Here is an 18,322-nt window from a genome sequence, read left to right as displayed (position 1 = left end):
AAGGAGAAGAGGTCTGTAATGGACGAACAGTCGAAGATGTACGAGCTGGAGTTCCCGGCACCGCAGCTGTCCTCCGCGGACGGGCAGGGGCCTGTGCTGATCCATGGACTCGAGGGCTTCTCCGACGCAGGCCACGCCGTCAAACTCGCCACGACGCATCTCCGGGAGAGTCTCGAGAGCGAGCTGGTTGCCTCCTTCGCGGTCGACGAGCTCGTGGACTACCGCTCCCGTCGGCCCACGATGACGTTCAAGGCCGATCACTTCTCGGATTACGACCAGCCCGAGCTGAACCTGTATGCACTGAAGGACACGGCAGGTACCCCGTTCCTGCTGCTGGCCGGCATGGAGCCCGATCTGCGCTGGGAGCGGTTCACCACGGCGGTGCGCCTGCTGGCCGAGCAGCTCGGTGTGCGCCGGACCGTGGGCATCAACGCCATCCCGATGGCCATCCCGCACACGCGTCCGCTGGGCGTGACGGCGCATTCCACCAACAAGGACCTGATCAAGGACCACCAGCGCTGGTCGGGCGAACTGCAGGTGCCGGGCAGCGCGTCCTCGCTGATCGAGTTGCGGATGGCGCAGCACGGCCACGAGTCGGTGGGATTCTCGGTGCACGTTCCCCACTACCTGGCTCAGACGGACTATCCGGGGGCGGCGGAGACCCTCCTCGAGAATGTGAGTGACGTCACCGACCTGGATCTGCCGCTGGCCGCGCTCGGCGAGGCCGCCGCCCGCGTCCGCGAACAGGTCGACGAGCACATCGCAGGTAACGAGGAGGTACAAACCGTCGTCCACGCCCTGGAACGTCAGTACGATGCCTACGTAACGGCTCAAGAACAGCAGTCCACGCTCCTGGCCAGCGAAGAAGACCTGCCGAGTGGCGACGAACTCGGCGCGGAATTCGAGCGTTTCCTGGCCGAACAGGCGATGCAGGACGGTGAGAGCGGCAACTCCGAGGAGGAGGGGGGATCACAGGGCGGGGCCTGACCGGGTAGCGGTTGTGCGGTCGCCCTCCCGGCACTGTGCGACCGCACTGTCCAGTTGTTCGGCCGGGACCGGTGCAATAGCGTCGAGACCAAGCGGATGATTGAGCTGTCAACATTCGGGAAATGCACCTAGTTCAGGAGGCGACATGAGCGACAACCGCATTCGTAAGCTCAGGCCTGTTCCGAACGCCGAAACCCGCATGATGTTCCGCACCATCCACGGCTACCGTCGCGCATTCCGCATGGCGGGCGAGGGTCCCGCGCTGCTGCTGATCCACGGCATCGGCGACAACTCGTCCACGTGGACCGAGATCATCCCCCATCTCGCCAAGAACTACACCGTCATCGCCCCCGACCTGCTGGGTCACGGACGCTCCGACAAACCGCGGGCCGACTACTCGGTCGCGGCGTACGCCAACGGCATGCGCGATCTGCTGTCCACCCTGGGCATCGACAAGGTCACCGTCGTCGGTCACTCGCTCGGCGGCGGCGTCGCCATGCAGTTCGCCTACCAGTTCCCGCAGATGGTCGACCGCCTCGTCCTGGTGTCGGCCGGCGGCGTCACCAAGGACGTCCACCCGCTGCTGCGGCTCGCGTCCGTCCCGGTGGTCAACGAGGCGCTGAAGCTGCTGCGCATTCCCGGGGCGATGCCCACCGTGCGACTGGTCGGGAACGTGCTGAGTCAGCTGAACGGCACGCGCCTGCGCCCCGGCGCGATGCTGCACGACACTCCCGACCTGGTGCGGGTACTCGCGGAGCTCTACGACCCCACCGCCTACGAGGCATACCTGCGTACCCTTCGCGCGGTCGTCGACTGGCGCGGACAGGTCGTCACGATGCTCGATCGATGTTATCTGACCGAGAACCTCCCGGTGCAGCTCATCTGGGGTGATCAGGACGCCGTCATTCCGGTGAGCCACGCCCACCTCGCGCACGCGGCGATGCCCGGATCTCACCTCGAGATCTTCCGCGGCGCAGGACATTTCCCGTTCCGCGACGACCCGATGCGGTTCCTGCGCACCATCGAGAAGTTTCTGTCCGGAACTCATCCCCTGCAGTTCGACGAAGCGAAGTGGCGGCAGATGCTCGTCACCGGCGTCGGTGAGAGCACCATCACGGGCAGCGCGTCCACCCGCATGGCGGTTCTCGACGCGATGGGATCGGACGAACGCAGCGCGACGTAGGCCCGGCAGCGGCGCACGGCCGTCCGGCTAGCCTGTAGCAGTGCTTCTCTCCGACCTGCTCCCCGAGAACGCGGATTCCGATTCCGTTTTCGACGCCTTCACCTCCTGGACCGAAGAACGAGGACTGACGCTCTATCCCGCCCAGGAAGAATCCGTCATGGAGCTGGTGTCCGGGGCCAACGTGATCCTGGCAACGCCCACCGGATCCGGTAAGTCGATGGTGGCGGTCGGCGCCCACTTCTACGCCATGGCCACCGGCAAGCGCACGTTCTACACGGCCCCGATCAAAGCCCTTGTCAGCGAGAAGTTCTTCGCCCTGTGCGAAGTGTTCGGCGCGGAGAACGTCGGCATGATGACCGGCGACGCCGCCGTGAACTCGCGGGCACCGATCATCTGCGCGACCGCCGAGATCGTCGCGAACCTCGCGCTGCGCGAGGGCCCCGACTCCGACATCGGCCAGGTCGTGATGGACGAGTTCCATTTCTACTCCGAACCCGACCGCGGCTGGGCGTGGCAGGTCCCGCTCGTCGAACTCCCCCACGCCCAGTTCCTGCTCATGTCGGCCACGCTCGGCGAGGTCGACTTCTTCTCGTCCGACCTCACCCGCCGGACCGGCCGGCCCACGACCGTCGTGGCGGGCACCGAGCGCCCCGTGCCGCTGATGTTCTCGTACGCGACGACACCGGTGAGCGAGACGATCGAGGAACTGGTGACCACCAACCAGGCCCCGGTGTACGTCGTCCACTTCACCCAGGCCGCCGCTCTGGAGCGTGCGCAGGCACTGACCAGTGTCAACTTCTGCTCACGCGAGGAGAAGGACGCCATCGCCGACGCCCTCGGCGGTTTCCGGTTCACCACCGGGTTCGGCAAGACGCTCTCGCGTCTGGTCCGGCACGGGATCGGCGTCCACCACGCCGGCATGCTGCCGAAGTACCGGCGCCTCATCGAGAAACTGGCGCAGGACGGTCTGCTGAAGGTCATCTGCGGCACCGACACGCTCGGCGTGGGGATCAACGTGCCCATCCGCACCGTGCTCCTGACCGGGCTGACCAAGTTCGACGGCACCCGCACGCGGCACCTGCGGGCACGCGAGTTCCACCAGATCGCGGGACGCGCGGGACGCGCCGGCTACGACACCCTGGGCACGGTGGTGGTGCAGGCCCCCGAACACGAGGTCGAGAATCTGCGCGCGCTGGCCAAGGCGGGCGACGACCCGAAGAAACGCCGCAAGGTACAGCGCAAGAAGGCGCCGGACGGGTTCGTGTCGTGGGGCGAGGCCACATTCGATCGCCTCGTCGCCGCCTCGCCGGAACCGCTCGTCTCCCGGTTCTCCGTGTCGAACTCCATGCTGCTCAACGTCATCGCACGACCGGGCAACTGCTTCGAGTCCATGCGGCACCTCCTCGAGGACAACCACGAATCGCGGCCCGCGCAGCGCAAGCACATCCTCAAGGCGCTGTCGCTGTACCGGGGGCTGATCGACGCCGGTGTGGTGCAGCGACTCGACGAACCCGACGCCGACGGCCGCATGGCCCGGCTCACGATGGAACTCCAGCGGGACTTCGCACTCAACCAGCCGCTGTCCCCGTTCGCGCTGGCCGCCCTCGAACTCCTCGACGCCGAATCCGATTCCTATGCGCTGGATGTGGTCTCGGTCATCGAGTCGACCCTCGACGACCCGCGGCAGGTGCTGATGGCACAGCAGCACTTCGCGCGCGGCGAGGCGGTCTCGCAGATGAAGGCCGACGGCATCGAATACGAGGAACGCATGGAGTTGCTCGAGGAGGTCACCTGGCCCAAGCCACTCGCGGACCTGCTGTTTCCGGCGTTCGAGATGTACCGGGGCGGGCATCCGTGGATCACGGAGTTCGCGCTGTCACCCAAGTCGGTCGTGCGGGACATGGTCGAGCGTGCCATGACTTTCGCCGAAATGGTCAGCCACTACGGTCTGGCCCGTTCGGAAGGGCTCGTGCTGCGGTATCTCGCGGACGCGTATCGCGCGCTGCGCCAGACCGTTCCGACCGAGGCCCGGACGGAGGAACTCGACGATCTCATCGAGTGGCTGGGTGAGCTGATCCGGCAGGTCGATTCGAGCCTGCTCGACGAATGGGAATCACTCACCGACCCCGGCGCCGAGGGCGACGACCAGCAGGTGGCGTTCGGCGCCGACGTGCCGCGCCCGATCTCGGCGAACACGCGGGCATTCCGGGTGATGGTGCGCAACGCCATGTTCCGGCGCATCGAACTCGCGTCGCGGCGGCGGTGGGCCGAACTGGAGGGGCTGGACGACGGCATCGACGCCGAGGAGTGGCAGGACCAGCTCCAGCCGTACTTCGACGAGTACGCCTCGCTCGGCACCGGACCCTCGGCGCGCGGCCCCCAGCTGTTCCAGGTGGAGACCGCGCCCGAGCTGTGGCGGGTCCGGCAGGTCCTCGAGGACCCGCAGGGCGATCACGGGTGGGCGTTGACGGCGGTCGTGGACCTCCCCGAGTCCGACGCGGCCGGTGAAGTGATCTTCGACGAGCTCAGCATCGTCGAGGGCTAGCGGTCAGGAACGCGGCCGGCGGGGCTGATCCCGCCGCGCCGCGTTCTTCTCCTTGATCCGGACGGTCTCCTTGCGGACCTCGGCCTGGGTGGCGCGCTCCTGCTGCAGCCATTCGGGGCGATCCGCCATGAGAGCGTCGATCTGCTCGGTGGTGAGCGCCTCGGTGATGCCACCGCGCGCGAGGCCCGCGATGGACACCCCCAGCTTCGCCGCGACCACCGGACGCGGGTGCGGGCCGTTGCGGCGCAGCTCGAGCAGCCACTCCGGCGGATCGCTCTGCAATGCGCCGAGCTCGTCGCGGGAGACGACACCCTCCTGGAACTCCGCAGGGGTGGCCTCGAGGTACACACCCAGCTTCTTCGCCGCGGTGGCGGGCTTCATAGTCTGAGGGCTCTTGTGCGACGTCATGGTGTCAAGAGTAACGAGCGTGTGCGGTGCCGTTGACCACGCCCGGTAGCCTGACGGAGTGACAGACGCGGATGCATCCCCTCCCTTCCGGCTCGCGTATGTCCCGGGCGTGACCCCCACCAAGTGGGTACGGATCTGGACCGAACGGCTGCCCGACGTTCCCCTCACCCTCGTCCCGGTGTCCGTCGCGGACGCGCCCGATCAGCTGCGTGCCCGCAGTGCGGACGTGGGCCTGGTGCGGCTTCCGATCGACCGGACGGGACTCAGCGCCATCCCCCTGTACACCGAGATCCCGGTGGTCGTGGCACCGAAGGACCACGTCGTGGCGGCGGTGGACGAGGTGTCGATCGCGGATCTGGCCGACGAGATCATCCAGCACCCTCTCGACGACGTCCTCGTGTGGGACCGCATGCCGGGGCTGCCCGCCGCGGACCGGCCGGCCACGACGGCCGACGCGATCGAACTGGTCGCGGCAGGTGTCGGGCTGCTCGTCGTCCCGCAGTCACTGGCCCGGCTCCACCACCGCAAAGATCTCGTCTACCGGACGGTGTCGGACGGCCCGGAGTCGCGGATCGCGCTGTCGTGGCCCGAGGACGAGACCACCGACCTGGTGGAGGAGTTCATCGGCATCGTCCGGGGTCGCACCGTCAACAGCTCCCGGGGCCGCGCCCCGGCGGCGGAGCCGAAGAAGAAACGTCCCGCCGCGACCGCCGCACGCCAGAAACCGGCCGCCGGGACGCGGACGCCGCGCTCCGGCACCGGAGCCAAGGGCGGCAGTCCCAAAGGCGGAAGGAAGGGCAAACCGCGGCGGCGGTCCTGACCGCCGACCTTCAGACGGGTGCGCCGACCGGTGCCGACTTCGTGAACAGGCGCGCGAGTTGCCCGTAATCGTCCGCGCGGGCACTCGACGACCGGAACACGAGGCCGATCGTGCGACCGGGCGCGGGGGCGGCGAAGCGGGCGGTCGCGAGCGGACCCCGTCCGGTCTCCACCTGGACGGCGGATTCCGGCACCAGGGTCACGCCGAGCCCACCGGCGACGCATTGCACCACCGTCGACAGCGACGTGGCGCGGGTGTCGCCCGCCACCGGATGCGCGTCCACCGAGCGGCACAGATCGAGGGTCTGATCGCGCAGGCAGTGCCCCTCGTCGAGCAGCAGGAGGGGAAGCTCGTCCAGCATCGGCGGCGAGATGTCGGTGCGACCGGCCAGCGGGTGCCCCTTCGGGACGACCATCACGAAATCTTCTGTGTACAAGGGGATGTCGACGAGACCACCGACACCGCTCGGCAGGGCGAGCACCGCGACGTCGAGTGAGCCCACACGCAGCGCCTCGAGGAGTCGCGCCGTCTGGTCCTCGACGACCTGCGGCTCCAGTGCCGGCATCTCCTCGCGCAGCGCCGGCAGCAGGGCAGGGAGCACGTAGGGGGCGACGGTGGGAATGAGTCCGATCCGCAGGGGGCCGGCCAATCGGTCGCCGACACCCGCAGCCGTCGCGACGAAACCGTCCGCGGCCTCGAGGATGACCTTGGCCTGGCCGAGGAGCCGCTCCCCCGCCGCGGTGACGAGGACGCGCCGGGTACTGCGCTCGATGAGCTGCACACCGAGCCCGTTCTCCAGGGCGGCCAGCGACTGCGACAGTGTCGGTTGACTCACACTCAAACGTGCTGCCGCCGTGCCGAAGTGGCGGTACTCCGCGACTGCCACGAACGCACGCAGCTGCGACAGTGTGGGTTGATAACTCTGATCGGCCATACCTATCAGCCTAATGCTGTCCATCGCCTCGGCCTTTCGGGCGGGTTCCTGCACGATGCTGGAACGCCGGGAGCGATAGGGTGCGTCAATGCCCATCCATGTAGACGTCGTCCGGGTGTTCACCGACGACAAAGGACGCCACGGCAATCCGCTCGGCATCGTCGACTCCTCGGCCGTCCCGCCCGAGGACCGGCAGTCCGTCGCCCGCGCACTCGGATACAGCGAGACGATCTTCGTCGACATCCCCGGGCCCGACGACGCGCACGCGCGCGCCCAGATCTTCACCCCCGCCACCGAACTGCCCTTCGCCGGGCATCCCACCGTCGGACTGTCCTGGTGGTTGCACGAGCGCGGCGCCGCCGTCACGACGCTCGACGTCCCCGCGGGCCCCGTCGCCACCCGGCGTTCCGGCGCGATCACCTGGGTGCGGGCCCGGCCCGAGTGGGCGCCGGAGTTCTCGTTGTACCCCATGGACAGCGTGCGCGAGGTCCAGGCCGCCGACCCGAAGAAGTTCGGGGCCGGGCACCACTATCTGTGGGCCTGGACCGACAAGGTCGAACATTCGATCCGGTCGCGAATGTTCGCCCCCGACATGGGCATCACCGAGGACGAGGCCACCGGAGCCGCCGCCGTCCGGATCACCGCGCACCTGCGACACGCCCTCCTGATCACCCAGGGCAAAGGGTCCGAACTGCGCACCACCTACGACCCGGCCGGCTGGGTCGAGGTCGGCGGACGGGTGCACCCCGAGAAGTCACGCACCCTCTGACGACGGCCGCCTGCCCCGCCCCGCGGCCAGGTCGGCCTCGCTCAGGCTCACCTCGATCTCCCGGCCCAGCGTCACCCCGGGAGCGAGGGGAAGCCGGTCGCCGCTCCAGAACTTGCCGGGGTCGTACCAGTTGGTGCGCCTGCGACCGCTGATCAGACCCATCTCCTCGTACGTCTGCGCGACCACTTCGGCGCAATAGGCGCTTTCGAGGCTCCCCCGCCGCTCCTGCCGGCGCCGTGACCCGGGCAACCGCCCGCCGAACCACCGCGACGCGAGTTTCGCGGTCGACGGGAACGGGGTTCCGTCGAGGCGCGCGATGGCCCGCAGCAACGCGTCCTCCTGCTGCGGCGTCGCCGGTTCGGCGAGTTGACGCAGCCATCCCCGCTGCCCGTACCGCGCACCCCACACCTGGACCGCGGCACGGAGGTCGTGGAGCTGCACACCACGCTGGAAGCGGCCCGTCCACATGTCCTGCAACGAATGCCCGAGTTCGGCGTGCCACATCAGCGGCGGAAGGTCCTCGAGCACCACCGACATGCCGACGTGGTTGACCGGGCTGTTCGTCAGCGTCTGGATTGCCCTGTCGGCCGGGGATTCTCCGCGGAAGATCCAGATGTCGCCGGTGCGGGTGACCTCGACCGCGGTGTCGAGGTCGATGGTGGAGCCGTGTCGTCGTGCGTCCGTGTGCCGTTGCGGGTCCATGGGCCCTAGCCTAGAAGGATGCGACCGCATGGCAGGCAATGGTGGAAACTTCTCGGACTCGCCGGTGTGGTGGGTGTCGCCGCGACCGGGGTCGTCGCGGTCCGGGCGGATCGGCAACGCAAGGCGTACACACCCGACGAGGTGCGGGCGCGTCTGCACGAGCGCTACACCCGCGCCTACGCCGCGCACGACGGGCGGCAGGAAATCGTGTTGGCGCCGTCGACGTGGCGGGACCGGGTCACCGGCGCCCTGCACCGCCTCCGCAGGCGGGGCGCCGGCTCCGATCAGCCCAGCGCCCGGCGGAACCCGTCCGCGAGCTGAGCGACCTGATCGTCCGTCATCACGAACGACGGCGAGATCTGCATGGCGCCCTGCCCGGCGGCGCGGCCCGAGATCCCGAACTCGCGCAGCGTGTTCACGAACGGGAGCGCCTCCGCCGGATCGGCCAACTGCACGGCCGCGACCGCGCCGAGACCGCTGCGCACTTCCTCGACCCGCGGGTGGTCGGCGAGGGGCGTGAGGTGCTCGTGCAGCGAGGACTCGAGCCGCTTCGACTCCGCCAGCAGGTTTTCGCGCTCGATGATGTCGAGGTTGGCGAGCGCCGCCGCAGCGGCACCCGCGTGCCCACCGTAGGTGTAGCCGTGGCGCCACCACACCCCACCGGCGAAGAACGGCTCGGCCACCCGCGGGGCGATGAACACCGCACCCATCGGGACGTACCCGGAGGTGAGACCCTTCGCCGTCGTCATCATGTCGGGCTGCAGATCGAATCGGGTCGACGCGAACCACTCGCCGCCGATGCGGCCGAATCCCGTCACCACTTCGTCGACCACGAACAGGATGTCGTGCTCGCGGCAGATGTCGCGAACCTCCGCGAGATACCCCTCCGGCGGCAGGTACACGCCGCCCGCGCCGATGACGGGCTCGCAGAAGAACGCGGCGATCGTGTCCGCCCCGACCTTCTCGATCAGCTCGAGCAGACTCTTGGCGTCGTTCCACGCCACGGTGGCACTGTCGGGCATCAACTCGCCGTAGCCCTCGCGGTTGGCCGGGATACCCGCCAGCGCGGTGCCCGCCACGTGCATCCCGTGGTAAGCCTTCTGACGGCCGACGACGATCGTCTTGGACGGTTTGCCCATTTCGTGCCAGTAGCGGCGGGCGAGCTTGGCCGCCGTGTCCACGGAGTCCGAACCACCGGAGGTGAGGAAGATCTTGCTGCCCGGCACCGGTGCGATGGCCGCGAGCCGGTCGGCCAGGGTCGCGGTGGTCTCGGGAACGAAGTCACCGAAATTCGAGAAATGGGCCACGGTCCGCAATTGATCCGCGACGGCGTCCGCGATCTCCGCGCGGCCGTGACCCACGTTGGTGAACCACAGACCCGCCGTCGCATCCAGGTAACGGTTGCCGCGATCGTCCCAGATGTACGCACCCTCGCCGCGGGACACCACGAAGGCGCCCTTCTGTTCCACCGCGCCCATGTCCGCGAATCCGTGCCACAGTGCCGACGCCATGCTGATCCCTTCGTGAAACCCCGCCCGAGGCGACTATGCCACGGCGCGCCGGGAAGGATCGTGGCGCATCACTTGTGCGCCAGCGCGGTGGGGTGGGGCTCCGTGTCGATGCCTGGGATCCCACGACCGCGGATGGACGCGCCCGCGGTCTCCGCCACGAAGTACAGCGCGACGAGGCCGATCCCGCACGCGGCCATCATGTAGAACGCCGGCATGAGGGTGTTGCCGGTCCATTCGATGAGCAGTTCGTTCACTGCGGGCGCCGTGCCACCGAACAGCGACGTCGACACGTTGTACGCGATCGCGAACCCGGCGAACCGCACGTGCGTCGGGAACATCGCCGGGAACGTCGCCGAGATCGTGGACAACTGCAGGACGTACAGCAACCCGAGCACCGCGAACGCGAGGATCGCCCACCCGAAACCCTGACGCATCAGCAGGTACATGGGGACGGCGAGCACGATCAGTCCCACCAGCGAGCCGTACCACAACGGCTTTCGGCCCACCCGGTCCGACAACCCGCCCGCGAACGGGATGACCGCCATCATCGCGATCTGCCCGACGATGAACAGGGTCAGCGACGCGGTGGACGTCAGCCCGATCTGTGTCTCCAGATACGTCGGCATGTAACTGAGCAGGGTGTAGTTGGTGACGTTCAACGCGATGACGAGTCCGCCGAGCAGCAGGAGCGGCTTCCAGTACTCGGTGATCAGATCCTTGAACTCGTGGGTCGTCCCCGACTCCACCGCGCCTTCCGCGTCCAGTTCCCGGAAGACGGGTGTCTCCTCGAGCTTGGTCCGCAGGTACAGGCCGATCAGGCCCATCGGCCCGGCGATCAGGAACGGGATGCGCCAACCCCAGGTGGACATGAACGGATCGCTGGAGAACAACTCCACCACCAGAACCACGATCGCGCCGAGCGCGTACCCGCCGAGGGTGCCGAACTCGAGGAAACTTCCGCAGAAGCCGCGCTTGCGGTCCGGCGAGTACTCGGCCATGAACGTTGCCGCGCCACCGTACTCGCCACCGGTCGAGAAGCCCTGAATCATGCGCAGCAGCACCAGCAGCAGGGGCGCCCAGAAACCGATGACGTCGTAGCTCGGCACGAGGCCGACGCAGAACGTCGCCCCCGCCATCAGGATGATCGTCAGCGCCAGCACCTGGCGGCGTCCGAGCCGGTCGCCCAGCGGACCCCACACCAGGCCGCCGAGCGGTCGCACGACGAAGGACACCGCGAACACGAGCAGTGCGTAAAGGGTGGCGGAACCGGTGTCGCCGGGGAAGAACGCTGCCGAGATGTACGACACCGTGAACGCGTACACACCGTAGTCGAACCATTCGGTGGCGTTTCCCATCGCCGACGCCGCGATCGCGCGTCGGAGAACACCTGGTGGGAGGGTTTCCTGCTCGTCCGGAGAACTCGCAGATGCCATAGATCCCGCCTCCTCGGGCCGGTTTTCGCGTTCCCTCATTGTGTCCCGAGTGGCACGTGTTGTCGCGAGTTTGCCATTTACGGACGCACCGACGGGGCCCACCCGCACCGTCACGGCGGCGGTGTGCGGCCGCCGTCACCCGGGTATCCGCAACCCATGACCAGCCGAATCATCGCCCTCGCCGTCGACTGCCGTGACGCGGATGCACTGGCACGATTCTGGTGCGAGGCCCTGGGTTATCCGGCGACGCGCCGGTGGACGGACGCGTACGGGCGCGAATACGTCGAAGCGGGCGCGCCGGGGTCCACGTCGCTGGTGTTCCAGCCGGTCGACGACCGGAAGTCCGGGAAGAACCGCCTGCACCTCGACATCGCACCGTCCTCCGGCACCCGGGACGAGGAGGTGCAGCGACTTCTCGCACTCGGCGCCCGGAGACTCGGCGACGACCCGAAGGTTCCCTGGGTGATCCTCGCCGATCCCGAGGGCAACGAATTCTGCGTGTTACCGGAACGTGGGGCCGACGACGGGACGCCCGCGTAGCCCGCGCCACCACGCGGCGGGCCCGCCGTGAGCGACCCAGTGCCGCATGTGATCCACGTAGTCGGTGGCCACCTGCACCCACTCGCTCCAGGCACTCGGGGTGGGCAGGGTTTCGACGGAACGGATCAGGAGACGATCGATCGCGTCCGTGACCAGCTGCGCCCGCTCCAGCTGCACCATGTGTCCCGCACCGGGCACCTTCACCAGTTCCACGTCCGGCAGATGGCCGGCGATGGCCTTCGAATACCGGAACGGGGTCAGCAGATCGCGGTCGCCGCACACGACGAGCGTCTCGATCGGCGCGAGCAGCGGCACCGCCGCCGTCTCGTCGTGATTCTTGAACGACGGGAGGAAGTCGACGAGCGTCTTGAGGGACGTGTCGTTGATCATCTGCTCGGAATGCCACACGATCGCCGGGCTGATGGTGCGGTCACCGAAGGACGCCGACCTCAGGATCGGCGCCAGCACCCGCTTGCTCGCGCCGCGGCCGCTCTGGACCACCCGGGGCAGGTGACGGGCCGCGGTGCTGAATCCGGCGACGACGGGCGTGTTGAGGGTGCGCGCGAGCCCGACGTCACCGAGCTTCTCGGCCGCGGTGGCGATCAGACCCACCCCGACGATCCGGGAACCGATCAGATCGGGATTCCGGCCGACGTACGAAAGGACGGCCATACCGCCCATCGAGTGGCCGACCAGCACGATCGGCCCCTCCGGCACCAGCGCCCGGATGACCGCGTCGACGTCCTGAGCGAGATGCGGAATCGTGCACGTGTCCCGCCGCGGCACCCCGGAGTTGCCGTGGCCCCTCAGGTCGAAGAACACCATCCGGATCGTCGGACCCCACGCCTCCTCGAGCTGAACCCGCTGGAAGTGCCAGCCCGTCATCCGGTTGCAGAAGCCGTGGACGAACACCACGGTCAGCGGGGCGAACGCCGGACCCACCTCGCGCACCGCGAGGGGTACCCCGTCGTCGGCGGCGACGACACTGCCGCGGTCGCGGGTGAGCAGGTCGAAGGTCTCCCCTGCGAACTCGTCGAACATAGTCTCCCAGCCGTTGCCGAAGTCACGGATGATCGCGTGGACGCGTGTCGTGTGGAGGATAGCGCGGTCCGCGATTCGCCTGCGCGCAGCTTCGCCGGCAGCAACACGACCGCGGTGACGGCCGACCGCCGATATTCGCACACGGGCGGGCGCGGCACAGGGCGATCCACCGGGTTGGCTAGGCTGGGTCCAGCATGTCCACCACAGCACCCAGCCGACGGGAACTGAAGAACAGCCTCGGCGAACTCACTCTGCGCGACGAACACCGGCTCCGCCGGCGACTCGACCGTGCCCGCACGCCCGACGCCCTCGCCTCGCTGTCCGAGGAGATCGACGCCGCACGCGGCCGCATCACCCGAAGACTCGCGAGCGTCCCCGCCATCGAGTACCCCGACGCACTGCCGGTCAGCCGGCGCCGCGACGACATCGCGAAGGCGATCGCCGAGAATCAGGTCGTCATCGTGGCCGGCGAGACGGGATCCGGCAAGACCACGCAGATCCCGAAGATCTGCCTCGAACTCGGCCGCGGCGTCCGCGGACTCATCGGACACACCCAGCCCCGCCGTCTGGCGGCGCGGACAGTCGCCGAGCGCATCGCCGAGGAACTCCACAGCGAACTCGGTGAGACCGTCGGCTACACCGTGCGATTCACCGACCAGGTGTCGGACGGCACGCTGGTGAAGCTGATGACCGACGGAATCCTGCTCGCCGAGATCCAGCGCGACCGGATGCTTCGCCGGTACGACACCCTCATCATCGACGAGGCGCACGAACGCAGCCTCAACATCGACTTCATCCTCGGATACCTGCGCCAGCTCCTCCCCCGCAGGCCCGATCTGAAAGTGATCATCACGTCGGCGACGATCGACCCGGAACGCTTCGCCGAACATTTCGCCGCCGACGGCGTGCCCGCGCCGATCGTCGAGGTGTCCGGGCGCACGTTCCCCGTCGAGATGCGGTACCGCCCGCTCACGGTGGAAGTCGGCGAGCAGACATTCGACCGCGACCCCGTCGACGCGGTGTGCGAGGCCGTCGAAGAACTCTCCGGCGAAGGCGACGGCGACATCCTCGTCTTCCTCTCCGGCGAACGGGAGATCCGCGACACCGCCGACGCCCTCCGCGACCGCAGACTGCGCGGCACCGAGATCGTGCCCCTGTACGCGCGACTGTCGGCTGCGGAACAGCACAAGGTGTTCACCCCCCACACCGGGCGGCGGGTCGTGCTGTCGACGAACGTCGCGGAAACGTCGCTCACCGTGCCCGGCATCCGGTACGTCGTCGACCCGGGCACCGCCCGCATCTCCCGCTACTCTGTGCGCACCAAGGTGCAGCGCCTGCCGATCGAACCGATCTCGCAGGCCTCCGCCCGCCAGCGTTCCGGTCGGTGCGGCCGTGTCGCCGAAGGCATCTGCATCCGCCTCTACTCCGAGGAGGACTTCGAGTCGAGGCCCGCGTTCACCGAGCCGGAGATCCTGCGCACCAACCTCGCGTCCGTCATCCTGCAGATGACGGCGCTCGGCCTCGGCGACGTCGCCGCGTTCCCGTTCGTGCAGCCGCCGGACCCGCGGGCCGTCCGCGACGGCATCGGTCTGCTCGAGGAACTCGGCGCGATCGAACGGAAAGCCCAGAACGAGCAGCCCGTCCTCACGCCGGTCGGACGCGAACTCGCGCAGATCCCCGTCGATCCGCGCATGGCCCGGATGCTCGTCGAGGCGCACCGCAACGGCTGCCTGTCCGAGGTGCTCGTGATCGTCGCCGCACTGTCCATCCAGGACGTGCGCGAACGTCCCGCCGAGTTCCAGCAGGCGGCCGACGAGAAGCACGCCCGGTTCGCCGTGGAGAATTCCGACTTCCTCGCGTTCCTCGAACTGTGGAAGTACCTGCGCGAGCAGCGGAACGAGTTGTCGTCCAACCAGTTCCGCAAGATGTGCCGAAACGAGTTCCTGCACTGGCTGCGCATCCGCGAATGGCAGGACCTGCACGGTCAACTCCGCCAGATCACCCGCGGACTCGGCTGGGACACCACCGACACCCCGGCGGGCGAAGCGGCCATCCACCAGTCGCTCCTCGCCGGTCTGCTGTCACACATCGGGCTGCGCGAGGGCGACAAACGAGACTTCCTCGGCGCGCGCGGAAGCCGATTCGCGGTCTTCCCCGGCTCGAGCCTGTTCAAGAAGCCGCCGCGATGGGTGATGGCCGCCGAACTGGTAGAGACCTCCCGGCTGTGGGCGCGGATGTCGGCCAGGATCGAACCCGAGTGGGCCGAGAAACTGGCGCCGCACCTCGTGAAACGCACGTACTCCGAACCGCACTGGTCGTCGAGACGCGGCGCCGCGATGGCCTACGAACGTGTGACGCTGTACGGGATCCCCCTCGTCGCCCGGCGTGCGGTCACGTACAGCACCATCGACCCCGAGACGTCCCGGGACCTGTTCATCCGCCATGCCCTGGTGCAGGGCGAATGGCAGACCCAGCACAAGTTCTTCCACGCCAACCGCGCACTCCTCGAAGACGTCGAGGAACTCGAGCACCGCGCCCGCAGGCGCGACATCCTCGTCGACGACGACACCCTCTACGACTTCTACGACCAGCGCGTCGGCCCGGAGGCGGTCTCCGCCCGGCATTTCGACTCCTGGTGGAAGGTCGCCCGCCGCAAGAATCCGGACCTGCTCACGTTCACCCAGTCGACGGTCGTCAACGCCGATTCGGCCGCGGTGCTCGGCGGCGAATACCCCGACGCCTGGCGCCAGGGCGACATACAGGTCCCGCTCACCTACCAGTTCGAACCCGGCAACGAAGACGACGGCGTCACCGCCCGCATCCCGATCGCCTTGCTCGCGGGGCTGCGCGCCGTCGGCTTCGACTGGCTGGTCCCCGGCATGCGCGTCGAACTGGTCACCGCACTGATCAAGACGCTCCCGAAGACCCTTCGCCGACAGGTGGTTCCGGCACCGGACTTCGCGGCCGCCGCACTGGCCGCGGTGAAACCGCGCTCCGAACCGCTCACCACGGCGATGGCACGCGAACTGTCGCGGCTCGGTGCCTGCCGCATCGACCCCAAGGATTTCGACGTCACCGCCCTCCCCGACCACCTGCGCATGACGTTCGTCGCCGTGGACGAGAAGGGTGCCGCCCTCGGGCGGAACAAGGACCTCGTGTCGCTGCGCAAGTCGCTCGCACCCCGCGTCCAGGTGGAAGTGGCGAAGGCGGCGTCGAACTCGGAGCGGCCTCCCGCACTCACGTGGACGCCCGCGACCCTCGGTTCCCTGGAGGCCACCGTCACACGCGAACTCGGCGGTCAGAAGGTCACCGGCTACCCCGCGCTGGTCCCGGAGGGTGACGGTGTCGCCGTCCGCGTCCTCAGCACCGCCGCCGCCCAGCGAGCCGCGATGCGCGACGGAACGCGCCGGTTACTGCTGGCCGCCGTTCCCACCCAGGCGAAGACGGTGACATCCGGTCTGGGCAACGCACAGCGGCTGGCGCTCGGGCAGAACCCCGACGGCAGCCTCGACGCCCTGATCGACGACTGCCGCACCGCCGCCGCCAACCAGTTGATCGCCGCACACGGCACCCCGGTGCGCACGCCGCAGGAATTCGACGCCCTCGTCGCGAAGGCACGCGCGGAGATGGCCCGGAACGTGGCGGTACTCGTGCGACTCGTGTCGCCGGTGCTCGAAGCGGACCACCGGCTCGCCGTCGTGCTGGATCGCGCCACCGGCGAGGCCGCCGACGACGTGCGGGAACAACGGCAGTCGCTGCTGTTTCCCGGATTCGTCGCCGACATCGGCGCCACTCGCCTCCGCGAGGTGCCCCGCTACCTCGCCGCCGCCATCGCACGACTCGAAGCCCTCCCCGGCAGCGCACCGCGCGACCAGAAGGGAATGGACACCCTCGACCGGGTGTACGCCGGATACGAACGCATGCTCGCCGGCCTGCCGGAAGAACGGCAGCACTCACCCGAGGTCGACGCGATTCACTGGATGATCGAGGAACTGCGGGTCAGCCTGTTCGCTCAAACACTCGGAACCCCGATCCCGGTCTCCGAGAAGCGGGTACTGAGTGCCATGGAGAAGGTGCGCTGACGCACAGGGCCACGCAGAGGTTGCGGTTGCGCGCAGGCTCAGGCGTCGTCCCGGGATTCGCGGTGTTCGCGTAGCTCTTTGATCTCCCGCGCAAAATCCTCGGCGGAGCTGAACGACCGGTACACCGACGCGAACCGCAGATACGCGACCTCGTCGAGGTCACGAAGCGGACCGAGGATCGCGAGGCCCACCTCGTTGCTCGGAATCTCCGCGGAACCCGATGCGCGGACCGCGTCCTCGACCTGCTGGGCAAGCAGATTCAGTGCGTCGTTGTCGACCTGCCGGCCCTGGCAGGCGCGGCGGACGCCCCGCACCACCTTCTCACGGCTGAACGGTTCGGTGACCCCACTGCGCTTGACCACCGACAGGACTGCGGTCTCGACGGTGGTGAATCGTCGACCACATTCGGGGCACGAACGGCGGCGGCGGATGGCCTGTCCCTCGTCGGCTTCGCGCGAATCGACCACACGTGAATCGGGGTGCCGGCAGAACGGGCAGTGCATGGCGATTCCTTCGTCGTAGCCGTCGTGGCCGCAACTGTTCGCCTCCCCCGATGGCGAACCGACGAAAACGGATTCACGCAGCGGATGCACGATCTCGACGCGACCACACGCGGTGGTGGGACTGACAGCCTCCGAGACTACTCGGCCGCCCGACGGGACAGTCATGCAGAGCCACCCCCGTCACCGGGTCGCGGACGACGGGACGATCAGACTCTGGCCCGGATGCAACGCCGAATTGGACATGGCATTGAGCTCCATGATCCGCTCGACCACCTGTGCCACCGGCATGTCCGGTGCGATCCGCGCAGCGACCGCGGCCAGGCTCTCGCCCTGCTGCACCTGTACGACCTCGGTGGCCGCCGTGTTGCTCACACCGCCGCCGGTGGCCAGCTGGGCCACCCCGACGAGTCCGCACAACACGCCGGCGGTGATCACGACGCTCGCGAGGATCGTGCGCCAGCCGACGTCGTTCGCCCCACGTTCGTGGTCCGCGCGCGACACGCCGGTGTGGGTGGGCCGGTACGCCACGGCGCCGGACGACGGACGACGCAGCTCCCCGTCGGTGCGCCGGCGACGCGGTTCGATGCGGTACGACCGTGCGGCGCCGGAACGGACGACACCCCGCTCGAGTGCCTGCCGGTTCAGCACTACCTGCCGATGGAGAACTGCGTTGCTCATCGGTACCTCCGCTGCTCGTGACGTTCGATCACGCGTTCGAAAGAACACATGTTCGATTTCTACCACGGCCCTCCGACAATGTCTCCACTTCTCGCGACACGTGTCGAACAGATGTTTGAAACTCCGAGGAAAGCGGGATAGATTCGTGTCACGCGGCACAGCAGTCACATGCGACCCATACCGAGA

Annotated in this window: 16 protein-coding genes; 8 read left to right on the top strand and 8 right to left on the bottom strand. The window is 68.4% G+C overall.

Features of this window, described 5'->3' with window-relative positions:
• Positions 1-18 precede the first annotated feature (18 nt).
• From ACFU5V_RS20345 to ACFU5V_RS20335, 3 genes are all read left to right on the top strand, one after another.
• Positions 19-987 carry a proteasome assembly chaperone family protein gene (locus ACFU5V_RS20345; RefSeq protein ID WP_378433619.1) on the top strand — a complete coding sequence of 323 codons (969 nt, stop codon included), beginning with the start codon at positions 19-21 and terminating at the stop codon, positions 985-987.
• A gap of 145 nt (positions 988-1,132) precedes the next feature.
• Entirely contained in the window at positions 1,133-2,170 is a 1,038-nt protein-coding gene (locus tag ACFU5V_RS20340; protein WP_378433620.1) for an alpha/beta fold hydrolase, read from the top strand.
• A 40-nt stretch (positions 2,171-2,210) separates the two neighbouring features.
• The gene (locus tag ACFU5V_RS20335) at positions 2,211-4,715 is read left to right on the top strand and encodes a DEAD/DEAH box helicase (protein WP_378701445.1); all 2,505 of its coding nucleotides are present in this window, start codon (positions 2,211-2,213) and stop codon (positions 4,713-4,715) included.
• A gap of 3 nt (positions 4,716-4,718) precedes the next feature.
• On the opposite strand, the gene ACFU5V_RS20330 is transcribed toward ACFU5V_RS20335, so the two are convergent.
• Complete coding sequence (locus ACFU5V_RS20330) at positions 4,719-5,123, bottom strand: DUF5997 family protein (protein WP_072942367.1); 405 nt, start codon at positions 5,121-5,123, stop codon at positions 4,719-4,721.
• A 58-nt stretch (positions 5,124-5,181) separates the two neighbouring features.
• Between ACFU5V_RS20330 and ACFU5V_RS20325 the strand changes: the two genes are divergently transcribed.
• Positions 5,182-5,943 (top strand): LysR family substrate-binding domain-containing protein, encoded by a 762-nt coding sequence (locus ACFU5V_RS20325; RefSeq protein ID WP_378433622.1) that lies wholly within the window; start codon positions 5,182-5,184, stop codon positions 5,941-5,943.
• Between the two features lie 10 nt (positions 5,944-5,953).
• Here the strand turns inward: ACFU5V_RS20325 and ACFU5V_RS20320 are convergent, their stop codons facing one another.
• Positions 5,954-6,877, bottom strand: coding sequence for a hydrogen peroxide-inducible genes activator (locus tag ACFU5V_RS20320; RefSeq protein ID WP_378433623.1), 924 nt, complete (start codon positions 6,875-6,877; stop codon positions 5,954-5,956).
• A gap of 88 nt (positions 6,878-6,965) precedes the next feature.
• On the opposite strand from ACFU5V_RS20320, the gene ACFU5V_RS20315 reads away from it, so the two are divergent.
• Positions 6,966-7,646 carry a PhzF family phenazine biosynthesis protein gene (locus ACFU5V_RS20315; protein WP_378433624.1) on the top strand — a complete coding sequence of 227 codons (681 nt, stop codon included), beginning with the start codon at positions 6,966-6,968 and terminating at the stop codon, positions 7,644-7,646.
• Here ACFU5V_RS20315 and ACFU5V_RS20310 read toward each other — a convergent pair.
• Positions 7,632-8,348, bottom strand: a complete 717-nt coding sequence (locus ACFU5V_RS20310) for a hypothetical protein (protein WP_378433625.1) — start codon at positions 8,346-8,348, stop codon at positions 7,632-7,634. The two genes, ACFU5V_RS20315 and ACFU5V_RS20310, sit on opposite strands and share 15 nt — an antisense overlap.
• A gap of 18 nt (positions 8,349-8,366) precedes the next feature.
• On the opposite strand from ACFU5V_RS20310, the gene ACFU5V_RS20305 reads away from it, so the two are divergent.
• Positions 8,367-8,669, top strand: coding sequence for a hypothetical protein (locus ACFU5V_RS20305; protein ID WP_378433626.1), 303 nt, complete (start codon positions 8,367-8,369; stop codon positions 8,667-8,669).
• Here the strand turns inward: ACFU5V_RS20305 and ACFU5V_RS20300 are convergent.
• The gene (locus tag ACFU5V_RS20300; protein WP_378433627.1) at positions 8,633-9,859 is read right to left on the bottom strand and encodes an aspartate aminotransferase family protein; all 1,227 of its coding nucleotides are present in this window, start codon (positions 9,857-9,859) and stop codon (positions 8,633-8,635) included. The two genes, ACFU5V_RS20305 and ACFU5V_RS20300, sit on opposite strands and share 37 nt — an antisense overlap.
• Before the next feature lie 68 nt (positions 9,860-9,927).
• Complete coding sequence (locus ACFU5V_RS20295) at positions 9,928-11,292, bottom strand: MFS transporter (RefSeq protein ID WP_378701443.1); 1,365 nt, start codon at positions 11,290-11,292, stop codon at positions 9,928-9,930.
• A gap of 156 nt (positions 11,293-11,448) precedes the next feature.
• On the opposite strand from ACFU5V_RS20295, the gene ACFU5V_RS20290 reads away from it, so the two are divergent.
• Positions 11,449-11,832: a VOC family protein gene (locus ACFU5V_RS20290; RefSeq protein ID WP_378433629.1), complete on the top strand. Its 384-nt coding sequence runs from the start codon at positions 11,449-11,451 to the stop codon at positions 11,830-11,832.
• Here ACFU5V_RS20290 and ACFU5V_RS20285 read toward each other — a convergent pair.
• Positions 11,794-12,873, bottom strand: a complete 1,080-nt coding sequence (locus tag ACFU5V_RS20285; RefSeq protein WP_378701441.1) for an alpha/beta fold hydrolase — start codon at positions 12,871-12,873, stop codon at positions 11,794-11,796. The two genes, ACFU5V_RS20290 and ACFU5V_RS20285, sit on opposite strands and share 39 nt — an antisense overlap.
• A 194-nt stretch (positions 12,874-13,067) precedes the next feature.
• Here ACFU5V_RS20285 and hrpA point away from each other — a divergent pair, with 194 nt between their 5' ends.
• The gene (hrpA, locus tag ACFU5V_RS20280; protein ID WP_378701439.1) at positions 13,068-16,955 is read left to right on the top strand and encodes an ATP-dependent RNA helicase HrpA; all 3,888 of its coding nucleotides are present in this window, start codon (positions 13,068-13,070) and stop codon (positions 16,953-16,955) included.
• A gap of 38 nt (positions 16,956-16,993) precedes the next feature.
• Here hrpA and nrdR read toward each other — a convergent pair whose 3' ends face one another.
• Positions 16,994-17,458 carry a transcriptional regulator NrdR gene (nrdR, locus tag ACFU5V_RS20275; protein WP_015890458.1) on the bottom strand — a complete coding sequence of 155 codons (465 nt, stop codon included), beginning with the start codon at positions 17,456-17,458 and terminating at the stop codon, positions 16,994-16,996.
• Between the two features lie 180 nt (positions 17,459-17,638).
• Complete coding sequence (locus tag ACFU5V_RS20270) at positions 17,639-18,136, bottom strand: LysM peptidoglycan-binding domain-containing protein (protein ID WP_378433632.1); 498 nt, start codon at positions 18,134-18,136, stop codon at positions 17,639-17,641.
• Positions 18,137-18,322 lie beyond the last annotated feature (186 nt).

The sequence above is a fragment of the Rhodococcus sp. NPDC057529 genome (genome assembly GCF_042802055.1).
In the GTDB taxonomy this organism is placed as follows: Bacteria; Actinomycetota; Actinomycetes; order Mycobacteriales; family Mycobacteriaceae; genus Rhodococcus_F.
This window is presented reverse-complemented; position numbering and strand designations above follow the sequence as displayed.

Excerpts from the sequence above, each read along its gene's own strand:
- ACFU5V_RS20345 (WP_378433619.1), top strand. The coding sequence starts at position 19 with ATGGACGAACAGTCGAAGATGTACGAGCTGGAGTTCCCGGCACCGCAG.
- ACFU5V_RS20340 (WP_378433620.1), top strand. The coding sequence starts at position 1,133 with ATGAGCGACAACCGCATTCGTAAGCTCAGGCCTGTTCCGAACGCCGAA.
- ACFU5V_RS20330 (WP_072942367.1), bottom strand. The coding sequence starts at position 5,123 with ATGACGTCGCACAAGAGCCCTCAGACTATGAAGCCCGCCACCGCGGCG.
- ACFU5V_RS20320 (WP_378433623.1), bottom strand. The coding sequence starts at position 6,877 with ATGGCCGATCAGAGTTATCAACCCACACTGTCGCAGCTGCGTGCGTTC.
- ACFU5V_RS20315 (WP_378433624.1), top strand. The coding sequence starts at position 6,966 with ATGCCCATCCATGTAGACGTCGTCCGGGTGTTCACCGACGACAAAGGA.
- ACFU5V_RS20310 (WP_378433625.1), bottom strand. The coding sequence starts at position 8,348 with ATGGACCCGCAACGGCACACGGACGCACGACGACACGGCTCCACCATC.
- ACFU5V_RS20305 (WP_378433626.1), top strand. The coding sequence starts at position 8,367 with ATGCGACCGCATGGCAGGCAATGGTGGAAACTTCTCGGACTCGCCGGT.
- ACFU5V_RS20300 (WP_378433627.1), bottom strand. The coding sequence starts at position 9,859 with ATGGCGTCGGCACTGTGGCACGGATTCGCGGACATGGGCGCGGTGGAA.
- ACFU5V_RS20295 (WP_378701443.1), bottom strand. The coding sequence starts at position 11,292 with ATGGCATCTGCGAGTTCTCCGGACGAGCAGGAAACCCTCCCACCAGGT.
- ACFU5V_RS20290 (WP_378433629.1), top strand. The coding sequence starts at position 11,449 with ATGACCAGCCGAATCATCGCCCTCGCCGTCGACTGCCGTGACGCGGAT.
- ACFU5V_RS20285 (WP_378701441.1), bottom strand. The coding sequence starts at position 12,873 with ATGTTCGACGAGTTCGCAGGGGAGACCTTCGACCTGCTCACCCGCGAC.
- hrpA (WP_378701439.1), top strand. The coding sequence starts at position 13,068 with ATGTCCACCACAGCACCCAGCCGACGGGAACTGAAGAACAGCCTCGGC.
- nrdR (WP_015890458.1), bottom strand. The coding sequence starts at position 17,458 with ATGCACTGCCCGTTCTGCCGGCACCCCGATTCACGTGTGGTCGATTCG.
- ACFU5V_RS20270 (WP_378433632.1), bottom strand. The coding sequence starts at position 18,136 with ATGAGCAACGCAGTTCTCCATCGGCAGGTAGTGCTGAACCGGCAGGCA.